Origin of the sequence: Streptomyces sp. NPDC001530, assembly GCF_042894545.1 — a bacterium.
In the GTDB taxonomy this organism is placed as follows: domain Bacteria; phylum Actinomycetota; class Actinomycetes; order Streptomycetales; family Streptomycetaceae; genus Streptomyces.
In genome coordinates this window covers 372,183-389,312 of record NZ_JBIAVS010000008.1, presented here as the reverse complement: position 1 = coordinate 389,312, position 17,130 = coordinate 372,183, and the positions used below count along the sequence as shown (strand labels likewise).

Annotated in this window: 14 protein-coding genes and 1 pseudogene; 7 read left to right on the top strand and 8 right to left on the bottom strand. The window is 70.4% G+C overall.

Features of this window, described 5'->3' with window-relative positions:
* Positions 1-28 precede the first annotated feature (28 nt).
* On the top strand, positions 29-991 hold the full coding sequence (locus ACFY0T_RS18975) for an FAD-dependent oxidoreductase (RefSeq protein ID WP_388871354.1): 963 nt from the start codon (positions 29-31) through the stop codon (positions 989-991).
* 9 nt (positions 992-1,000) lie between these two features.
* On the opposite strand, the gene ACFY0T_RS18970 is transcribed toward ACFY0T_RS18975, so the two are convergent.
* The gene (locus tag ACFY0T_RS18970; protein WP_388871548.1) at positions 1,001-2,287 is read right to left on the bottom strand and encodes a M14 family metallocarboxypeptidase; all 1,287 of its coding nucleotides are present in this window, start codon (positions 2,285-2,287) and stop codon (positions 1,001-1,003) included.
* The gene (locus tag ACFY0T_RS18965; RefSeq protein ID WP_388871352.1) at positions 2,287-4,248 is read right to left on the bottom strand and encodes a Xaa-Pro dipeptidyl-peptidase; all 1,962 of its coding nucleotides are present in this window, start codon (positions 4,246-4,248) and stop codon (positions 2,287-2,289) included. The genes ACFY0T_RS18970 and ACFY0T_RS18965 overlap by 1 nt, the downstream gene beginning before the upstream one ends.
* Before the next feature lie 228 nt (positions 4,249-4,476).
* On the opposite strand from ACFY0T_RS18965, the gene ACFY0T_RS18960 reads away from it, so the two are divergent.
* Complete coding sequence (locus ACFY0T_RS18960; protein ID WP_388871350.1) at positions 4,477-5,988, top strand: M1 family metallopeptidase; 1,512 nt, start codon at positions 4,477-4,479, stop codon at positions 5,986-5,988.
* Here the strand turns inward: ACFY0T_RS18960 and ACFY0T_RS18955 are convergent.
* Positions 5,963-6,895, bottom strand: coding sequence for an adenosine kinase (locus ACFY0T_RS18955; RefSeq protein WP_388871347.1), 933 nt, complete (start codon positions 6,893-6,895; stop codon positions 5,963-5,965). The two genes, ACFY0T_RS18960 and ACFY0T_RS18955, sit on opposite strands and share 26 nt — an antisense overlap.
* Positions 6,896-7,046: 151 nt before the next feature.
* Positions 7,047-7,526 carry a macro domain-containing protein gene (locus tag ACFY0T_RS18950; RefSeq protein ID WP_388871345.1) on the bottom strand — a complete coding sequence of 160 codons (480 nt, stop codon included), beginning with the start codon at positions 7,524-7,526 and terminating at the stop codon, positions 7,047-7,049.
* A 111-nt stretch (positions 7,527-7,637) separates the two neighbouring features.
* Between ACFY0T_RS18950 and ACFY0T_RS18945 the strand changes: the two genes are divergently transcribed.
* Positions 7,638-8,081 carry an NUDIX hydrolase gene (locus ACFY0T_RS18945; protein WP_388871342.1) on the top strand — a complete coding sequence of 148 codons (444 nt, stop codon included), beginning with the start codon at positions 7,638-7,640 and terminating at the stop codon, positions 8,079-8,081.
* Positions 8,082-8,316: 235 nt separating this feature from the next.
* Here ACFY0T_RS18945 and ACFY0T_RS18940 read toward each other — a convergent pair.
* Positions 8,317-10,152 (bottom strand): annotated as a pseudogene (locus tag ACFY0T_RS18940) (AMP-dependent synthetase/ligase).
* A gap of 135 nt (positions 10,153-10,287) precedes the next feature.
* On the opposite strand from ACFY0T_RS18940, the gene ACFY0T_RS18935 reads away from it, so the two are divergent.
* Positions 10,288-10,986: a MerR family transcriptional regulator gene (locus ACFY0T_RS18935; protein ID WP_388871339.1), complete on the top strand. Its 699-nt coding sequence runs from the start codon at positions 10,288-10,290 to the stop codon at positions 10,984-10,986.
* A 15-nt stretch (positions 10,987-11,001) separates the two neighbouring features.
* Here the strand turns inward: ACFY0T_RS18935 and ACFY0T_RS18930 are convergent, their stop codons facing one another.
* Together ACFY0T_RS18930 and ACFY0T_RS18925 are read right to left on the bottom strand one after the other, a co-directional pair.
* The gene (locus tag ACFY0T_RS18930) at positions 11,002-11,751 is read right to left on the bottom strand and encodes a hypothetical protein (RefSeq protein ID WP_388871336.1); all 750 of its coding nucleotides are present in this window, start codon (positions 11,749-11,751) and stop codon (positions 11,002-11,004) included.
* Between the two features lie 70 nt (positions 11,752-11,821).
* Positions 11,822-12,526 carry an SDR family NAD(P)-dependent oxidoreductase gene (locus ACFY0T_RS18925; protein ID WP_388871333.1) on the bottom strand — a complete coding sequence of 235 codons (705 nt, stop codon included), beginning with the start codon at positions 12,524-12,526 and terminating at the stop codon, positions 11,822-11,824.
* A gap of 140 nt (positions 12,527-12,666) precedes the next feature.
* Between ACFY0T_RS18925 and ACFY0T_RS18920 the strand changes: the two genes are divergently transcribed.
* From ACFY0T_RS18920 to ACFY0T_RS18910, 3 genes are all read left to right on the top strand, one after another.
* Entirely contained in the window at positions 12,667-13,695 is a 1,029-nt protein-coding gene (locus ACFY0T_RS18920) for an ABC transporter permease (RefSeq protein ID WP_388871331.1), read from the top strand.
* Positions 13,696-13,780: 85 nt separating this feature from the next.
* Complete coding sequence (locus ACFY0T_RS18915) at positions 13,781-14,851, top strand: sugar ABC transporter substrate-binding protein (RefSeq protein WP_388871328.1); 1,071 nt, start codon at positions 13,781-13,783, stop codon at positions 14,849-14,851.
* Between the two features lies 1 nt (position 14,852).
* Entirely contained in the window at positions 14,853-16,337 is a 1,485-nt protein-coding gene (locus ACFY0T_RS18910; RefSeq protein ID WP_388871325.1) for a sugar ABC transporter ATP-binding protein, read from the top strand.
* 34 nt (positions 16,338-16,371) lie between these two features.
* Here ACFY0T_RS18910 and ACFY0T_RS18905 read toward each other — a convergent pair whose 3' ends face one another.
* Entirely contained in the window at positions 16,372-17,112 is a 741-nt protein-coding gene (locus ACFY0T_RS18905) for an IclR family transcriptional regulator (RefSeq protein ID WP_388871322.1), read from the bottom strand.
* Positions 17,113-17,130: the final 18 nt, after the last annotated feature.

Here is a 17,130-nt window from a genome sequence, read left to right as displayed (position 1 = left end):
GCATGACATATTCCGCTACCGTCCACCCGTGGAGAACCCTCGCAGCGGTGAAGTGATCGTGGTCGGCAGCGGTGTCATCGGCCTGACGACGGCAGTTGTCCTGGCCGAGAGCGGCAGGCAGGTACGGGTGTGGGCGCGGGAGGCCGCCGAGCGGACCACCTCGGCGGTTGCGGGCGCACTGTGGTGGCCGTATCGCATCGAGCCGAAGGCGCTCGCCCGCGAATGGGCCCTGGAATCACTCTCCGTGTACGAGGAGTTGGCGGTGCGGCCCGAAGAGACGGGCGTACGCATGGTCGAGGGCGTACAGGGCGAGTCGCGGCTGGACGAGCTGGGCCCGTGGGCCGCCCGGGTGCCGGGACTGCGGGCGTCGACGGCCGAGGAGTACGCGGGGACGGGGCTGTGGGCGCGGCTGCCGTTGGTCGACATGCCGGTGCATCTGGGGTGGCTGCGGGAGAGGTTCGTGAAGGCGGGCGGGACAATCGAGGCACGCACCGTGACGGACCTCGCGGAAGCCGAGGCGCCGGTCGTCGTCAACTGCACGGGCCTGGGCGCCCGCGAGCTCGTACCCGATCCGACGGTACGGCCCGTGCGCGGGCAGCTCGTGATCGTGGAGAACCCTGGTATCCGCACCTGGCTCGTCTCGACCGACGCGGACGCCGGGACGACCACGTACGTCTTCCCGCAGCCGGACCGGCTGGTTTTGGGCGGCACGACCGAGGACGACGTCTGGTCGCTGACGCCCGACCCGGCCGTGGCGGCGGAGATCGTCGAGCGGTGCGCGGCGCTGCGTCCCGAGATCGCCGGGGCGCGCGTGCTCGACCACCGGGTGGGGCTGCGGCCGGTGCGCGACACGGTCCGGCTGGAGCGCGAAGTGCTGCCGGACGGGCGGGTGTTGGTGCACAACTACGGTCATGGCGGTGCGGGCGTCACGGTGGCGTGGGGGTGCGCGCGGAAGGCGGCCGGGCTCACGCGCCCGACCGCCTCCGCCTGACGACCGTCCTCAGCAGGCCGTCTCGGGTTCCGCGGCCGTGAGGTGGTACGGCGCGCGATCGTCGAGGAGCAATGGGACGAGGGCGCGCAGCGACTGTCGCAGGGGTACGAGGACGCCGGCCCTGTCGTCGTCCCGCCGTACACGCACGCCGTGCAGGGCGAGTTCGCCGCGCACGTCCGTGTACTGGTCCGCCGTGAGCCGGTAGCCGCAGGGCGGGTCCTGGATCACCTCGGCGGGTTCGGCCGGGTCGTTGTCGGCACCGCCGAGATAGACCGGCCCGGAGTCCCGGTAGCCCGCGAGCCGGGCCGCACCGGTGGCCGCGGCGACCCGTCCGCCGCGCTCGCCCGCGAAGCCGAACAGGCCGCCCAGGGCTGCCAGTTGGGAGTGCACGCGACGCCGGTTGTTCAAGGAGGCGTCGGCCTTTTCGGCGTCCGTGAGCGCGTCGACGCGGCTCTCGATGAGGAGTCCCACGGAGTGCTTGACGCCCGACATGTTCCGCAGGATGCGCTCCTGCCCGTCACCGGCGGTCTGTTTGATCGGGTCGCCGGTCATGGGGTCGGTCCAGATGCCGTACGTGCCCGTCGAGTACCCGCCCTCGTGGGCGGCGGGCCGTACATAGTCCCGCGACAGGGTCTCCGCCTCGTCGTGCACGGCCGGGTCCGTGTTGAGGTTGCGCGGCCAGAGGTCGAAGAGGTCCTTGTCGTAGTACGGGGGCGTGGCCCCGTACTCGTGCAGGTCGTAGACGACATCGGGTCCGCGGTCGCGCAGGACCGCCGCCATCGCCCGCGCCTCGGCCGTCCTGAGGGCGAGGTGGTCGCGGTTGATGTCGACACCGTCGCCGTTCTCGCGGGTGTCGGCGGCGCGGCCGTCGGGGTTGGCGGTGGGGACGACGAGCACCGTGGTGCTCTTCAGGAAGCGCCGGGTCTGCTCGTCCTTGGCGTACGCCAGGTCGCGGATCGTGGTGAGGCAGGCCTCGCGCCCGGACGGCTCGTCGCCGTGCTGGCTGCACACCAGGAGGACGGTGGCGGCCGTGCGGTGCGTGCCGACCCGGACGAGCTGGAGCGGTCGGGCCTGCTTCGTGGTGCCGATCCGGGACACGGACACCCGGTCGCTCGCCTTGTCGACGGCCGCCAGGAATTCCTGCTCCTCGGGCCCGCTGGTCCAGCGTGCGCCGTCGGTCCGCTCGAATCCGGTACGCGGCGGGGCTGGTGTCGCGTACGCGGGAGCCGTCAGCAGGGGCGCGGCCAGGGCCGTGGCGGTGACCGCCACGGCCAGGGCGCGGATGCGTAAGCGGATCAACGGGCCTCCCCCGGGACCCGCTGGGCGGCGCGCGGCTCCTGTACGCCGTCGAGGACAGCCGTGCTCGGCGTCGTGGCGGAACCCGTCGTCGCCCTGGTGAAGGCGTCGGCGCCGCCGACCAGCGGGACGCGGGCCGACGTACGGGAGAGGTCCAGCGTCAGGGTCGGTGTGCTCGACGGAGGATCGATGAGGTCCTTGTCGGTGCCCGCGACGATCAGCGCGAGCCGGTGGCCCTTGGGGACGACGTGGTCGGTGGCCGCCAGGTCGAGCGTGATGGTGTACGCCGTGCCGGGGGTGAGCGGGACGCCCTTGAGGTCCGAGGCGTAGTTTCCGAGGTCGGCCCAGCCGCGGCTGAAGACGGTGTAGTCGACGTCGGTCTTGTTCGCCTGCGTCACCTTGAAGCAGGGGCTGTCGCCGGCCGTGCTCGCGCCCCAGCAGGTGCGGTCGGTGAGCGTGGTGATGCCCTCGCCGGCCGCGTTGTAGTCGCGGATGGTGTCGGGGCCGAGGTCGACGAGTACGGCGGAGAGATGGGCCGTCGAGGTCGTCGGGGTGGCGGTGACGGTCACCTTGGACGAGCCGGACAGGCGCAGGTCGTGGGTGAGCGGCTTGCTGACGAAGCCCGCCTTGTCGGGAGTCGGCTGGTCGATGTGCGCGGCCCAGTCGGTCTCGCTCAGCGCCGGGTTGTCGGTGAAGGTCTCGGTTCCGGAGTTCGTCCGCAGACCGAGGGTGCCGACGCCCGCCTGGGTGCCCGTGCCGGGGCGGAGGGTCGTCGTCTCGGTGGTGCGGGGCGGCCAGACGCGGGAGGTGACCCACTGGTCGGGGTGGCGCTCGATGTCGGCCATGGGCTCGTCGTCGATGCCGTTGTCGTAGCCGAGGAGTTCGTGGTCGAACCAGCGGTGCAGGGTGTCGACCCAGGTGGCGCGGCGGAAGTCGAACGGGTCGACGTGGCCGGTCTGGGAGAGCCAGATCTTGCGCTCGACGCCGTTCTTGGCGAGGGCGTTCCACCACTGGCCGACGTGCTTGGTGCGGACGTTGAGGTCCTGCATGCCGTGGATGAGGAAGACGCTCGCCGTGACCTTGCTCGCGTCCTTCACGTAATCGCGCTCGGTCCACAGCGAGGTCCAGTCGCCGGTGCGCGGCGCCTCGTCGACGAGCTTCTGCTGTACGGCGGCGCACTTGGCGCGGGCGTCGGGGCTGTCGACGTAGTTGGACAGCCAGTCCGGGCCGGAGTCGTAGAGCGGGGCGCCCTTGGCGAAGTAGTAGTCGTACCAAGAGGAGATGGCGCTGATCGGCACGATCGTCTTCAGGCCCTTGACGCCGGTGGCGGCCACGCCGTTGGCGATGGTGCCGTCCCAGCTCTTGCCGATCATGCCGGTCTTGCCGTTGGTCCAGGTGGCCTTGGCTGTGGCGGTGCCGGTGCGGGTGGTGTATCCCTTGGCCCGGCCGTTCAGCCAGTCGACGACCGCCTTCGCGGACTGGATGTCGGAGCGGCCGCCGACGTCCACGCAGCCGTCGGAGCGGTTGGTGCCGGCCAGGTCGACACCGACGAAGGCGTAGCCGCGCGGCACGAAGTAGTTGTCGTAGAACAGCGGCATCTGGACGACGTTGCCGTTCGCGTCGTACGTCTTCTTCTGGCTCTCGTTGCCGCGCCCGCAGCAGGAGTAGTACGGGCTGGCGTCCATGATCACGGGGATCTTGCGGCCCTGCTGGGCGAGTTCGCGCGGCCGGACGATGTCGACGGCCACGCGGTCGGTCTTTCCGTCGCTGTCGCCCTCGAGGCCGGTGTCCACCCAGACGGATTCACGGATCGCGTTCTCGTACGAGTAGATCGGGGTGCTCTCCCGCGGAGCGCTGTGTGCAGCGGACGGGGCCAGGAAAACAGCCATCAGGGCGGCCGTGGCCGCCGTCGCGAGCGATCTCCAGGTCGTGAAGCGCATGCGGCGCGCTGGTTTCGGCATGCGCGGAACGTACCCCGGTCAACTCCCGTGCAAAAGGGGGCCGGTGACGGTCGGAAAGGTAGGCGGGGCGCAGTGAGCCATGGTCGGATCTGAAAGGTCCGTGGGGCGGAATCGCTCATGTCGGCCGAATGGCGATCGTGTGACACGGGCGGCCATGGACATGACCGGGGCCACAGGGACTGAATAGGCTCCGGACAGACTTCATGCCCCGACGACTTGGAGCTTGACGTGCACCGCAGACTCATCGCCCCGGGCGCGCTCGCCGCCTCCCTCCTGCTGGCGATCCCGGCATCGGCGGCCGACTACTCGCCCGGGGCGCCGGGCATCGGCGACCCCTACTACCCGGCCTACGGCAACGGCGGATACGACGTCTCGCACTACGACCTGCGGCTCAAGTACCAGCCCCGGACGGACGAGTTGGAGGGCACGGCAACCCTCCTGGCCACCACCACACAGGATCTGTCGCGGTTCGATCTGGACTTCCTGCTCGATGTGAGCGAGGTGCGGGTGAACGGCGCGAAGGCGTCGTTCGCGACCTCGGGTCAGCACGAGCTGGAGGTCACCCCGGCGAAGCCGCTGCCCAAGGGGACGCCGATCACCGTCGTCGTCCGCTACAGCGGGGTGCCGTCCACGAAGAGCGCGTACGGCTTCTCGACCTGGCACCGCACTCCGGACGGGGCGGTCGCGGCGGACGAGCCCGAGGCGGCGTGGTGGTGGTTCCCGAGCAATGACCATCCGCTCGACAAGGCCACGTACGACGTGTCGGTGGCCGTCCCCGACGGCACCCAAGCCATCTCCAACGGCACGCTCCAGTCGACGAGTTCACGACTAGGCTGGACCCGCTACAACTGGCGTTCCAACAAGCCGCAGGCCACCTATCTCGCCACGCTCGCCCTCGGCAAGTTCGACATCACGACCAGCACGTCGGAGGGCGGCGTCCCGGTCATCAACGCCTACAGCAAGGACCTCGGCGACAACGACGGCGCGGCGCGGGCCAGTGTGGAGCGGACCGGGGAGATCGTCGACTGGCTGAGCGGCTACTTCGGGCCGTATCCCTTCAGCTCCGTCGGCGGGTACGTCCCCAACACCACCACCGGGTACGCGCTGGAGACGCAGACCCGTGTGTACTACAGCCCGCGGCAGTTCGCGAACGGCTCCAACACCTCTGTCGTCGTACACGAGTTGGCGCATCAGTGGTACGGGGACGACGTGTCGCTGAAGGGCTGGAAGGACATCTGGATCAACGAGGGCTTCGCCCGGTACGCGCAGTGGCTGTGGTCGGAGCACGAGGGCGAGGGGACGACGCTGGAACTCGCGGACTACGTGTACGCGTCGCATCCGGCGGACGACGCCTTCTGGACGGTCAAGCCCGGCGACCCCGGTCCTGACAACCAGTTCGACATCGCGGTGTACGACCGGGGGGCGCTGGCGGTCCAGGCGCTGCGCAACGAGGTCGGGGACGACGCGTTCTTCGCCATCCTGAAGGGCTGGCCGAAGGACCACGCGTACGGGAACGCGTCGGTCGGCGACTTCCAGAAGTACGCCGAGCAGGTGTCCGGCAAGCCGCTCGCCTCGCTCTTCGACACGTGGCTGTTCCAGCCGTCCAAGCCGGGGGCGCCTGCGGCGCAGGGCGCGGCGATCTCCGCGGGCTCGGGGAAGAAGGGGGTTCCTGCCCAGGCGCCTGCGCAACCGAAGTCGTGGAAGAAGATCGCCGCTACTGACTCCGTTCACTCCGGCTGAGCTGCAACTTCTCGACGCGGGCCAGGAGTTCGTCACGGCCGATGACTTCGGCCCGCGTCGACGGCACGGTGCAGGCGTGTGCACCGGCCACCGCGCCGTATAGGGCGCACCGCCGGGCTTCCTCCCCGGCCAGCCAGCCCAGGAGGAAGCCCGCGGCGAAGGCGTCGCCGGCGCCGTTGGAGTCCACCACCGGGCTGGGAGGAGTGACCGCCGGGATGTGGGTCACCTCGTCGTCCGCCAACAGGTAGGCACCGTCGGCTCCGGCCGTGGCGACGACCACCTGGGCCCGGCCCCGCTCGACGATCCGGCGCATCGTCCGCTCCGGGTCGGCCAGGGCGGTGGTGGACACGAACACGACGTCGGCGGCGTGGGCGAACGGCTCGTGGTAGGGATTGACGCCGTCCCAGTTGTGCAGGTCGGTCGAGAGAGTCACCCCGGCCTCCCGCAGCGCGGGCAGTGCGAAGGCGCACGGGTAGGTGATGGAGACATGGGCGTGGCGGCTCGCCCCCGCCAGGGCCCGGACCGTCTCCTCGGGCAGGTGGTCCGATTCCTGCGAGCGGCTCTCGTCGTACAGGGACAGCCGCCGTCCTTCGGGGTCCACGAGGTTGACCGCGCGCTTGGTGCCGCCGGGCTGGAGGACGTCGGTGAACGCGATGCCCCGGTCGCGGTGCAGTGCGCGGATCAACTCGCCCTCGTGGTCGTCGCCGATCATGTCGAGGTGGTGCGTGCGCAGGCCGAGGGTGTGCACGCCCAGCGCGACGAAGTCTCCGGTCTGGCCGGCGCGGGTCTCGATCCCGGGCCGGATCATGTAGCTGTCGGCGAAGGGGAGCGGCAGCTCGGGGACGTAGACGATCGTGTCCACGCCCGCGCCTCCGAGCACGAGGACGTCGATCTCGCGGCTGCTCATGATTGTTCCCCGATCGTCGACTTCCGTTGCCGGCAGGTGAGTCAAGCAGGCAGCCCGAGGCCGCGGCAATGACTTGCAGAATATTTCAGCAAGTCATTTCGCCTGTGGTTCCTGGCTGTTGGCGACGTGGGCCCTCGACTCCCGGACGAACTCAGTCCCCGTGGTCGTACACCGTCACCGCCAGCCCACGCTTGACCAGCCGCTCGGTGATCAGCGGCTCCACGCGGGACCATCTGCCGCCGGCCAGGCCGCAGCCGATGCGCGGCATGTGGACGGACGCGCCGAGTTCGGCGGCCTTGTCCGCGAGCAGTCCGAGCGCCGTGTCGATGGCCTCGTAGCGCACGGGTACTCCCTTGCTGCCCGTGCGTATCCCCCGCTGCCCCACCAGGTTCGTCACCCACACATAGCCCTCGACCTGCACGAACTGGGCCGCGCCCAGGCCGAAGTCGTTGTGCGCGCGGTCCCGGTGCCAGGCGCGGTACGCCTTCTCCGGCTCCGGCCAGCGGCGCGAGAGGGCGAGTACGAAGCCCTTCCCCCATCCCCCGATGTCATTGCAGACATGGGCGATCACCTTGACGCCCTTCACCGACGGAACGGTGGCGTCACCCCGGACATACATGATCCCCGACATGACGCCACCGTAGGCGCTGCCACTGACAGTCGCCTGTGAGCTGCTGATTCAGGAGCCGACGGCCCTGAACCGCCCCCTCGCGAACCCCTACTTCGTGAGCTCGCTCAGCTCGTGGCCCTCGGCCTTCGAGACGCGGCGGCGGAGCACGAACCAGCCGCCGACCAACAGGGCTTCCGAGGGCGCATCCTGCTCCAGCGGCGCGTGGACAACGACATGTGGGCCCTGCCCGGCGGTGCGATGAACTTCGGCGAGTCCCTGCCGGACTGCGCGGTCCGGGAGGTCAAGGAGGAGACCGGCTACGACGTGGAGATCACGGGCATCGTCGGCACCTACACGAACCCCCGGCACGTGTTCGCGTACGACGATGGCGAGGTCCGGCAGGAGTTCTCGATCTGCTTCCTGGCGCGGCCGGTGGCCGGACGGCTGGCCGTGTCCGAGGAGTCCACCGACGTCCGCTGGTTCGAGCCCGACCAGGTCGACGCGCTCCCTATGGTCCCCAGCATCCGGAAGCGGGTGAACGACTGGCGCAACGGCAACATGCCCGCGCTCCGGTGATCACCGTTCAGCCGGCCTCGCTCCCGCCCCACGATCATCACCTTCGCGAATCGGCCACACAGCCCACCGCGCTACCGTCAGAATCTCGCGCTTGTCTTGGCCGGAGTTGAGGCAGTCGTAGACCCGGCTCGGGCTGGCCCCGGTCGTGGACACGATCTCAAAGGCGGACCGGCCGGACGGGACCCCGGATAGGACGCGGTGGAACCGCCTTCTTGCGGTACATCTCACGTGATGATCACGGGGTGTACAGCTCCTCGATGACGTGCCTGTAGCGCTCCTGGATCGCCCTGCGGCGCAGCTTCAACGACGGGGTCAGCTCGCCCGTCTCCGGGCTCCACTCCTCGTCGAGCACCCGGTACCGCTTGATCTGTTCGGTGCGGCTGAGCCGTGTGTTGGCCCGCTCCACGGCGCAGGCGATGCCTTCGTTCAACACGGCCGGGTGGACCTCCGCCGTCAGATCCGGGACGATCAGGGCCACCAGATACGAGCGGCCGTCGCCGTGCACATAGGCCTGGTCGACGTAGGGGTGCTCCTTGAGGGTGTTCTCGACGAGCGCGGGCGAGACGTTCTTGCCCGTCGAGGTCACGATCATTTCCTTCTTGCGGTCGGTGAGCCAGAGGAAGCCGTCCTCGTCGATCCGCCCGATGTCACCTGTGGCGAACCAGCCGTCGGCGTCCCGGGCCTCCTCGACCGAGCCGTCCGCGCGCAGATAGCCGTCGAAGACGGTCGCGCCGCGCACCAGGATCTCGCCTCCCCGGCGATGCGGAGCTCGAGGCCGTCCAGGGGCCTTCCCACCGAGCCTGGGCGGAAGGCGCCGGGGCTGTTTGTGGTGGCGACCCCGATCGTCTCTGTCAGACCCCAGGCGTCCATGATCACGAGGCCGAAGCTCGCCCAGAAGGACACCACGGCCCTCGACATGGGGGCCGACGCGCTCGCCGTCCACACCAGTCGATCGAACCCGAAGAGGGCGAGCATCGGGTCGAGCCACTCTTCCTTCGCCGTGCGGTACTCCTCCTCCAGGTCCGGGTGCGGTTCCACGCCCTGTCCGCGACAGTGCACGTACGCGCGTGCGGTCGCCATCGCCTTGTCCACGGCCACGCGCCGCTCCCCGGGCAGCCCGGTCAGCACGGCCCGCAAGGCGTGCGCGAGCTTCTCCCACACGCGCGGGACCCCGAAGAACTGCGCGGGGTGCAGCTCGCGCGCGATCGCGCCCACCTGCGTGGGATCCGCGCAAAGATACACGTGCGAGGCGCGGAACACCGGCAGATAGATCCCGAGCATGCGCTCGGCGATGTGCGCGAAGGGGAGGTAGCAGAGGTGCGCGACGTGGTCGGGGAGTTCGACGAGGCGGTCGAGGGCGAGCGCGTTGAGGACGACATTGCGGTGGCTGATACGTACGCCCTTGGCGTCGCCCGTGGTGCCGGAGGTGTAGACGACGGTGAGGGGATCGGTGGAGCGCGTCTCGCGCCGGCCCTTGTCGTCGGCGGTTTCCGGCGCCTTGAGGGAGTCGTACATCTGGTCCCGCTCCGGGAGGGAGTCGTACGTTCCTTCCTGCTCCCTCAGGGAGTCGCACGTCCGGTCCCCCTCCCTCAGGGAGTCGTACGTCCGATGGGGTCCCGCCTCGGTCGCCTCCGCGACGACCAGCCGCTCCAAGGGCACCCCAGGATCGCTCAACAGCGGTTCCCAGCATGGCAGTTCACGTGCACCCTCGACGATCGCGAGGCGGGCCCGGCTGTGCCGGGCGATGTGTGCGACCTGTTCGGGGGCGGCGGTGCCGTAGACGGTCACCGGGACGGCGCCCAGGTGGGTCAGCGCCAGATCGCTCAGCCAGTGCTCGGGGCGGTTGGTCACCATCATGAGGACGTGGTCTCCGCGCTCGAAGCCGAGGGCGGTGAATCCGGCGGCGAGGACGGCGTCGCGGGCGCACCTCGCGCCAGGTGAGCGTGGTCCAGCCGTCCTCCGCACGCCAGGACAGCGCCGGCAGCTCCCCATGGTCCTCGGCGTTGCGCAACAGCAGGGCGGGGAGCGTGAGTTCGGCGGGTTCCCCGGGGAGTCGCAGGATCGTGGTCATGACCGCCTCCTGGCGCCGTCGGCTCGGTGCGCAGCGCTCCGGACGCTTTCACAACACTGGTGAGACAGCAATACTGTTGCACCGGATCGACTGTGACACCTGAACGCTGCACAGCACGGAGAGACAGGACCTGCCATGACGACGGACACCGAGGAGCCGACGCTCACCGTCGACGAGCTGGCCGCGCGGGCGGGCGTCACGGTCCGTACGGTCCGCTTCTACAGCACCAAGGGCCTGCTGCCGCCGCCCGTGATCGGCCCCCGGCGCGTGGGCCACTACAGCCAGGAGCATCTGGCCCGGCTCGCGCTCATCGAGGAGTTGCAGCACCAGGGCATGACGCTCGCCGCGATCGAGCGGCATCTGACGCAGCTGCCGCCCGGCCTGAGCGCCCATGACCTCGCCATCCACCGTGCCGTGGTGGCCTCCTGGGCGCCCGACGCGGCGGAGGACGTGACGCGTGAGGAGCTGGAGCGGCGGGCCGGGCGCTCCCTGGACAACGAGGAGTTGGACCGGCTCGCCGCGATGAACGTCATCGAGCGGACCGCGGACTCCTTCCGCGTGGACCCGGGGCTGCTGCGGCTCGGCGTACAGCTCCTCGACGTACCGCTCGCGCAGGAGACGATCCTCGCGGCGCGCACCGTCCTCATGGAGCACTCGCGGGCGGCGGCCCACGAGTTGTCCACGCTGCTGCGGGACGCGGTGGGCGAGCGCGAGTCCGTGGCGGCGGTGAAGTCGCTGTCGGCGCACATGCAGCCGCTGGTGGTGCAGGCGCTGCTGACCACGTTCCAGCGCTCCCTCAAGGAGGAGCTGCGGGAGTGGCTCAGGGAGTCCTGAGCCACTCCCCCTGCCCTACGAGACCGCCAGTCCGGCCGCGGACGCGGTGGGCGTGTCGCCGGCCGCGAGCTGCCGCAGCCGCTCGGCGTACATCCGGTCGAGCCCGGTCAGCGTGCCCGACACGGTGGTCAGGGACACGTTGTCCTGGTCCCGGTGCGTCAACGTGCCGATGTACTTGCCCTGCAGGATCACCGTCTCCTGCCTGGTGGACAGCGACGGCGTCTTGTAGTGGAAGGTCACGCTTCCGGCGCCGTACGCCTGCGTGTCGATCACCTGGAGCTTGCTGTTGCCCTGGGCATGGCTGTTCCAGGCGCGGAACGCCTTGGCGGCCGCCGACGCGTTGCGGTACACGATGACTTCGAAGCGGGCGCCCTCGCTCTTGTCGCTCGTGCTGTATCCGACGTCCCCGCGCGCCACCGCGTTCTTGCACTTGGCGGCGGGGTCCTTGCAGCTCTTCGGCCCCCGGGCGCTGGTGTACATCGTGTCGGCGACCGTGCGCAGGGCGCTCGGCATGCTGTCGGCCGGCGGCAGCACGGACTGGGCCGCCTGGGCGCCGGTCAGTGAGGTGCCGCCCGTCGAACCGCCCGTCGACCCACCGGTCGTACGGCTGCGGGACGTGGACGAGTACCCCCGGCTCTTCTTCTTGTGCTTCTTGTCCTGGCATCCCGTGAGCGCGAGCGACAGGACGAGAACGCCGACTCCGGCTCCTCGCAGCACTCGCTTGGTGGTGCACCGCACGTACGGCCCCTCCGTTGGCGTGATCATGATCTACGGCAGCCTAGGACGTCGGAGGAACCCCTCCGGTTGCGCCCGCCACCGCACGCACAAGAAACCCTCACAAGTAGGCGGATCCACCTGCCACGTTGAGGGTCTGGCCGGTCAGGAAGCCGCTGCCCTCGTCCACCACGTACAGGAGGGTGGAGACGAGGTCGGACGGCTCCTGGGTCTTCGGGACGGCCTGCTGGGCGCGGACGTGCTCGAAGCCGCCGTCCGCGCCGACGGTCTGCTCGGCGGTGGCGGTGCGCACCATGCTCGGCGCGATGGCGTTCACGGTGATGTCGTACGGCCCGAGCGCGGCGGCCAGCGCGCGCGTGAAGCCGATCAGGCCCGCCTTCGAGGAGACGTACGCGACCATCGTGGGCGGCGCGGTGAGGACGGCGGCCGACGTGATGTTCACGATCCGCCCCCAGCCCGCCACCTTCAGATACGGCAGTACGGCACGGGTCACCAGGAACGGCGCCTCCAGGTTGACGCGCATGACCCGCCGCCACTCCGCGGGGGTCGTGTCCTCGAAGGCGGACTCCGGGTAGACGCCCGCGTTGTTGACGAGCACGTGCAGCGTCCCGAACCGGTCGATGACGCGCTCCAGCGCCTCACCGACCTGCTCCTCGTCGGTGACGTCGGCGATCAACTCCACGTAGTCCAGTACCCGTTCGGCCGTCTCGTGCTGTGGTACGAGATCGATGCCCGCGACCCGGTATCCGCGCCGGGCGAGCGCGACGGCGAACTCCTGCCCGAGGCCCTGTGCCGCTCCGGTCACCCATGCGCCGAGTGTGATGACCCGTCAGGCACTCGGCAAGAGCGCATTCCACTCGCCGGAACGGCCCTGTTGCCGCGGGCGTTCACGGGGCCCACGCTGCGGGCGACCGCCCAGCGTCAGCCGTACGGGAGCCGTGCCCGATGACCGAGACCGAGCGTGCCGTGGACGACGCCGAGCACACCCGCGAACAGGGCGACGGGCGACGGAAGTTCGGGGCGCTGCCCCGGCGGCTCGGCCGTGACGAGCTGGGCGTGCTCGTCGTGCTCGGGCTACTGATCGCCGGAATCGGCATCCCCTACCCCGACTTCCTCGACAGCGACAACCTGCTCACCACCGCCCACAACTCCGTCTACATCTCGCTGATGGCGTGCGGGATGGTCTTCGCGCTCGCCATGCGCGAGGTCGACCTCTCCGTGGGCGGCACCTACGCGATGTGTCTGGTCGTCGGGGCGCTGCTGGTGCGGGACGGTACGGCGCCCTGGCTGGCGGTCCCGGTGGTGCTGGTCACCGGCGTCGTCCTCGGCGTCTTCAACGCGCTGGTGACGACGCTGCTCGCGCTGCCGTCGTTCATCGTGACGCTGGGCACGCTGATGCTCTACCGGGGCGTCGGGCTCGCCCTCGCCGACGGCAAGCAGATCACCGATCTGCCGCTCGACGACTCGTTCTTCACGCTGGCGGGCGGCGACGCGGCGGGGGTGCCGTTCGCGCTGTGGGTGCTGCTCGCCGTGGTCGTCGTGCTGGCGGTCGTGCTGACCCGGACGCGATTCGGGGCTCGGGTGCGGGCGATCGGGTCCAACCCCGACGCCGCCGCGTTCAGCGGCATCCCCGTCGTCCGCACCCGTATCCAGGCGCTCGCCCTGTCCGGGCTGACCACGTCGTGCGCGGCGACGCTCGCGCTCGCCTTCTACGGGGCCGGTGACCCGACCCTGGGCCAGGGCTACGAGTTACAGGCCATCGCCGCGTGCATCATCGGCGGCACGCCGCTTGCCGGGGGACGCGGCTCGGTGGTCGGGGCGGTGGCCGGGGCGATGATCCTGTCCGTGGTCGCCTCCGGGCTCGTCTTCTTCGAAGTACCCATCAACTGGACGTCGTTCGCGACGGGCGGGGTGATCCTCGTCGCCGTCGCGGCGGACAGCGCACTGCGCCGTACGGGACGCCGGCGCCGCTGACGTCCAAGCCCCTTTGGTACAGGGCCTGTTCGGAGCCTGCTCGGTACCTGGTCGGATCTTGTTCAGAGCCTGTTTGGAGGCCGTGATGCACCCCCGATTGCGTACGCTGCTGGCCGTGCCTGCCGCGCTGGCCCTCCTCGCCGCCGCCGGCTGCGGCAGCGGCAACGGCTCGGGCGGCGACAAGAACGGCAAGCTCGACATGGGCATCGCCGTGGCCAACATCAGCCTGAACTTCGCCCACGAGATGGTCCTCGGCGCGGAGAGCGCGGCGAGCCACGAGGGGAACGTGAACTTCAAGGCGGTCGGGCCGCCCAACACGGACGGGCCCGCCGAGGTGCAGCTCTTCCAGAACCTCACCGCCCGCGCCAAGGACGGCATCGTCCTGGAGAACCTCGACCCGCCGATCTTCACCCGGCCCGCCGCGCGCGCCGTCGACCAGGGCATCCCGATCGTCGCCCTGGACACCTCGCCGACCGATGGCAGCAAGGTCGACTTCTATGTGGGCAACGACAATTACGCGCTCGGCGAGCTGATGGCCAAGGAGGCGCTGAAGCGGCTGGGCGACGATCCGAAGGGGCAGATCGTCATCGGCGTGCCCAACCCCGGGACTCCGGTGCTGGACAACCGGGCCAAGGGCATGGCCGACACCTTCGCGAAAGAGGCCCCGAACGTCAAAGTCCTGGGCCCCTTCCAGACGTACAGCGATCCCGGGCAGAACTACAGCTCCTGGTCGGCGCAGGCGAACGCGCACCCCAAGGCACTCGCCTTCCTCGGTGTCGGTGACGCCGACAGCTACAACCTCGCGAAGATCAAGAAGGCCGAGAACGGCAGCTGGCTCACGGCCGGCTTCGATGTCGACCCGAAGACCCTCGACGCGGTCAAGGACGGCTCGAACTTCGTCACCATCGACCCGCAGCACTTCCTCAAGGGCTACCTCTCCACGGCGATGCTGATCGAGGCCGTGCGCGACCACCACGGCAAGCTGCCCAAGGGCTGGTTCCTGTCCCCCGGCAGGGTCGTCGACAAGTCCAACATCGACGAGATCATCACGCGGCAGAAGTCCGCCACGGCGGCGTACGACTGGTACAAGCCAACGATCGACAAGCTGCTCGGCGACCAGAAGGCCCAGCTCAAGCCGCTGAAGGACGCGCGCTGAGATGAGTGACGGCGACATGCTCGTGGCGCGGGACGTGGTCAAGTCGTACGGCGGGGTCAGGGCCCTGGACGGAGCGGGCATCAGACTGCGCGGCGGCGCGGTCCACGCGCTGGTCGGCGAGAACGGGGCGGGCAAGTCGACGCTCGTACGGATCCTGTCGGGCACGGTGGCGCCCGACGCCGGGACGGTACGGCTCGCACAGGAGGCGCGGGCGGGTGGAATCGCCGTCGTTTCACAGGAGTTGAGCCTCTTTCCCGACCTCACCGTCCGCGAGAACCTTTACCCCCATCGCCCGCCGCGCCGCTATGGCCTGCTCGACCGGGGCGCCATGGACCGCGCCGCCCGCCCCGTCCTCGCCGAGCTCGGACTCGATGTCGACCCCGGCACAATCCTCGGCGAACTCCCCCTGGCCGACCAGCAGTTGACCGAGATCGCGCGGGCACTGCTGCGGCGCCCCAAGGTCCTGGTGCTCGACGAGCCGACCTCCGCGCTGTCGGCCGCCGCCGTGGACCGCCTCGAACGGGTGCTGCGCACCCTCACCGGGCGGGGCATCGCGATCCTGTACGTCACCCACTTCCTGGAGGAGGTGATGCGCTTCGCGCAGCGTGTGACCGTACTCCGGGACGGTCAGGTCGCGCTGTCCGGGGCGCGACGGGAGGACGTGGACGTGCCGGAGCTGGTGACGGCGATGCTGGGCGGTCAGCCTCCGCAGCCCGTACGCCGTTCGCGCGCCGTCGGCGACGGTCCACCGCCGGTGGTGCTGTCCGGAGTGAGCGTCCCGGGGCGGCTCGCCGACGTCACCTTCACCGTGCGCGCGGGCGAGGTGGTGGGCGTGGCCGGGCTCCAAGGGGCCGGCCATCTCGCCGCGTTGGAGGTGGTGTGCGGGCGTACGGCGATCTCGGCGGGGCGTGTCGACGTGGGCGGCCGCGGGCTGCCGCACTCGCTACGGGCCGCGGTTCGCGCGGGGGTCGCGTTCGTGCCCAGCGATCGCAAGCGGTACGGGCTGATGGCCGAGCGGATGGTGTGGGAGAACGCGACCGCTGTGAGCTGGCTGGCGCTGGGGCGCGGCGGCATGGTGCCTTCGCGGGGTGAACTGGTCCGCCGGACTGGCGACTTGACCGGTCGGCTGCGGCTGCGTGGTGGTCCGTACGACGTCGTGGCCCGGCTCTCCGGCGGGAACCAGCAGAAGGTCGTCTTCGCCAAGTGGCTTGCCACCGAGCCCCGCGTGGTCGTGCTCGACGATCCGACCCGAGGGGTCGATGTCGGCGTCCGAGCTGAAATGCACCGCATCGTGGGCGAGTTGGCGGCGGGCGGGGCGGCAGTGCTGATCGCCTCGACCGATCATGCGGAGCTGACGGAGGTGTGCGATCGGGTGCTGGTGTTCGTGCGGGGGAGGATCGTGGGCGAGGTGCGGGGGGAGGGGCTTACGGAGCATGCGTTGGCGGTGGCGGTGCAGTCGGGGGTGACACGGCCGGGGTGGCGGTGAGGCCGCCCCGCTCAGGGCCAAGCAGTTCACCCGGTCAGGCCGAAAGCGTGCGGGTCAGCGCACGTGCCGCCGCGCACACCCTGGCGCCGATGCGTTCCACGTCCAGGCGGCGGGTACCGCCGGTGACCGAGATCGCGGCGATGGGGCGTGCGCCGCGACCGTGTTCATAGACGGGGGCCGCGACGGCCGAGATACCGGCCTCGGCCTCCTCCAGGTTGATGCCGAAGCCGCGCGCCCGGGTCGCGGCCAGGTCCCGGGCGAGCTGGCCGGGCAGGACGAGGGTGCGCGGGGTGAGTCGGGGCAGCGTGAGGTGCGGCGGCCGGGGAGCGTGAGCGAGGAAGACCTTGCCGGTCGCGGTGCAGTGCGCGGGCAGTCGGCCGCCGGTGCGGGAGACGATCGGGGTGGCGCGGCGGCCGGTGATCTTCTCCAGGAAGAGTGTGTCGGGCCCGTCGGGCACGGCGAGGTGCACGTTCTCGTGGGTCTCCTCGTGCAGGTCGCCGAGGTAGGGCAGCGCGGCGTCGCGCAACTCCCGTGCGGACGGGGCCGATTGGCCGAGCACGAAGAGGGCGAGACCGATTCGGTAACGGCCGTCGGGGGTGCGCTCGACGAGTCCCAGCCGGACGAGCTCGCCGATCAGGCGGTGGGCGCTCGGCTTGGGCAGCCCGGTACGCAGGGCCAGCTCGGCGAGGCTCAGCGCGCCCTCGGATTCCCCACAGGCGCGCAGCAGCGCCGCCCCGCGCGCGAGCACCGACTTGGGCGCCGGACCGTCCGTCATGGACCGATGGTGGTCGCT

Excerpts from the sequence above, each read along its gene's own strand:
- ACFY0T_RS18965 (WP_388871352.1), bottom strand. The coding sequence starts at position 4,248 with ATGCCGAAACCAGCGCGCCGCATGCGCTTCACGACCTGGAGATCGCTC.
- ACFY0T_RS18955 (WP_388871347.1), bottom strand. The coding sequence starts at position 6,895 with ATGAGCAGCCGCGAGATCGACGTCCTCGTGCTCGGAGGCGCGGGCGTG.
- ACFY0T_RS18950 (WP_388871345.1), bottom strand. The coding sequence starts at position 7,526 with ATGTCGGGGATCATGTATGTCCGGGGTGACGCCACCGTTCCGTCGGTG.
- ACFY0T_RS18935 (WP_388871339.1), top strand. The coding sequence starts at position 10,288 with ATGACGACGGACACCGAGGAGCCGACGCTCACCGTCGACGAGCTGGCC.
- ACFY0T_RS18930 (WP_388871336.1), bottom strand. The coding sequence starts at position 11,751 with ATGATCACGCCAACGGAGGGGCCGTACGTGCGGTGCACCACCAAGCGA.
- ACFY0T_RS18920 (WP_388871331.1), top strand. The coding sequence starts at position 12,667 with ATGACCGAGACCGAGCGTGCCGTGGACGACGCCGAGCACACCCGCGAA.
- ACFY0T_RS18915 (WP_388871328.1), top strand. The coding sequence starts at position 13,781 with ATGCACCCCCGATTGCGTACGCTGCTGGCCGTGCCTGCCGCGCTGGCC.
- ACFY0T_RS18910 (WP_388871325.1), top strand. The coding sequence starts at position 14,853 with ATGAGTGACGGCGACATGCTCGTGGCGCGGGACGTGGTCAAGTCGTAC.
- ACFY0T_RS18905 (WP_388871322.1), bottom strand. The coding sequence starts at position 17,112 with ATGACGGACGGTCCGGCGCCCAAGTCGGTGCTCGCGCGCGGGGCGGCG.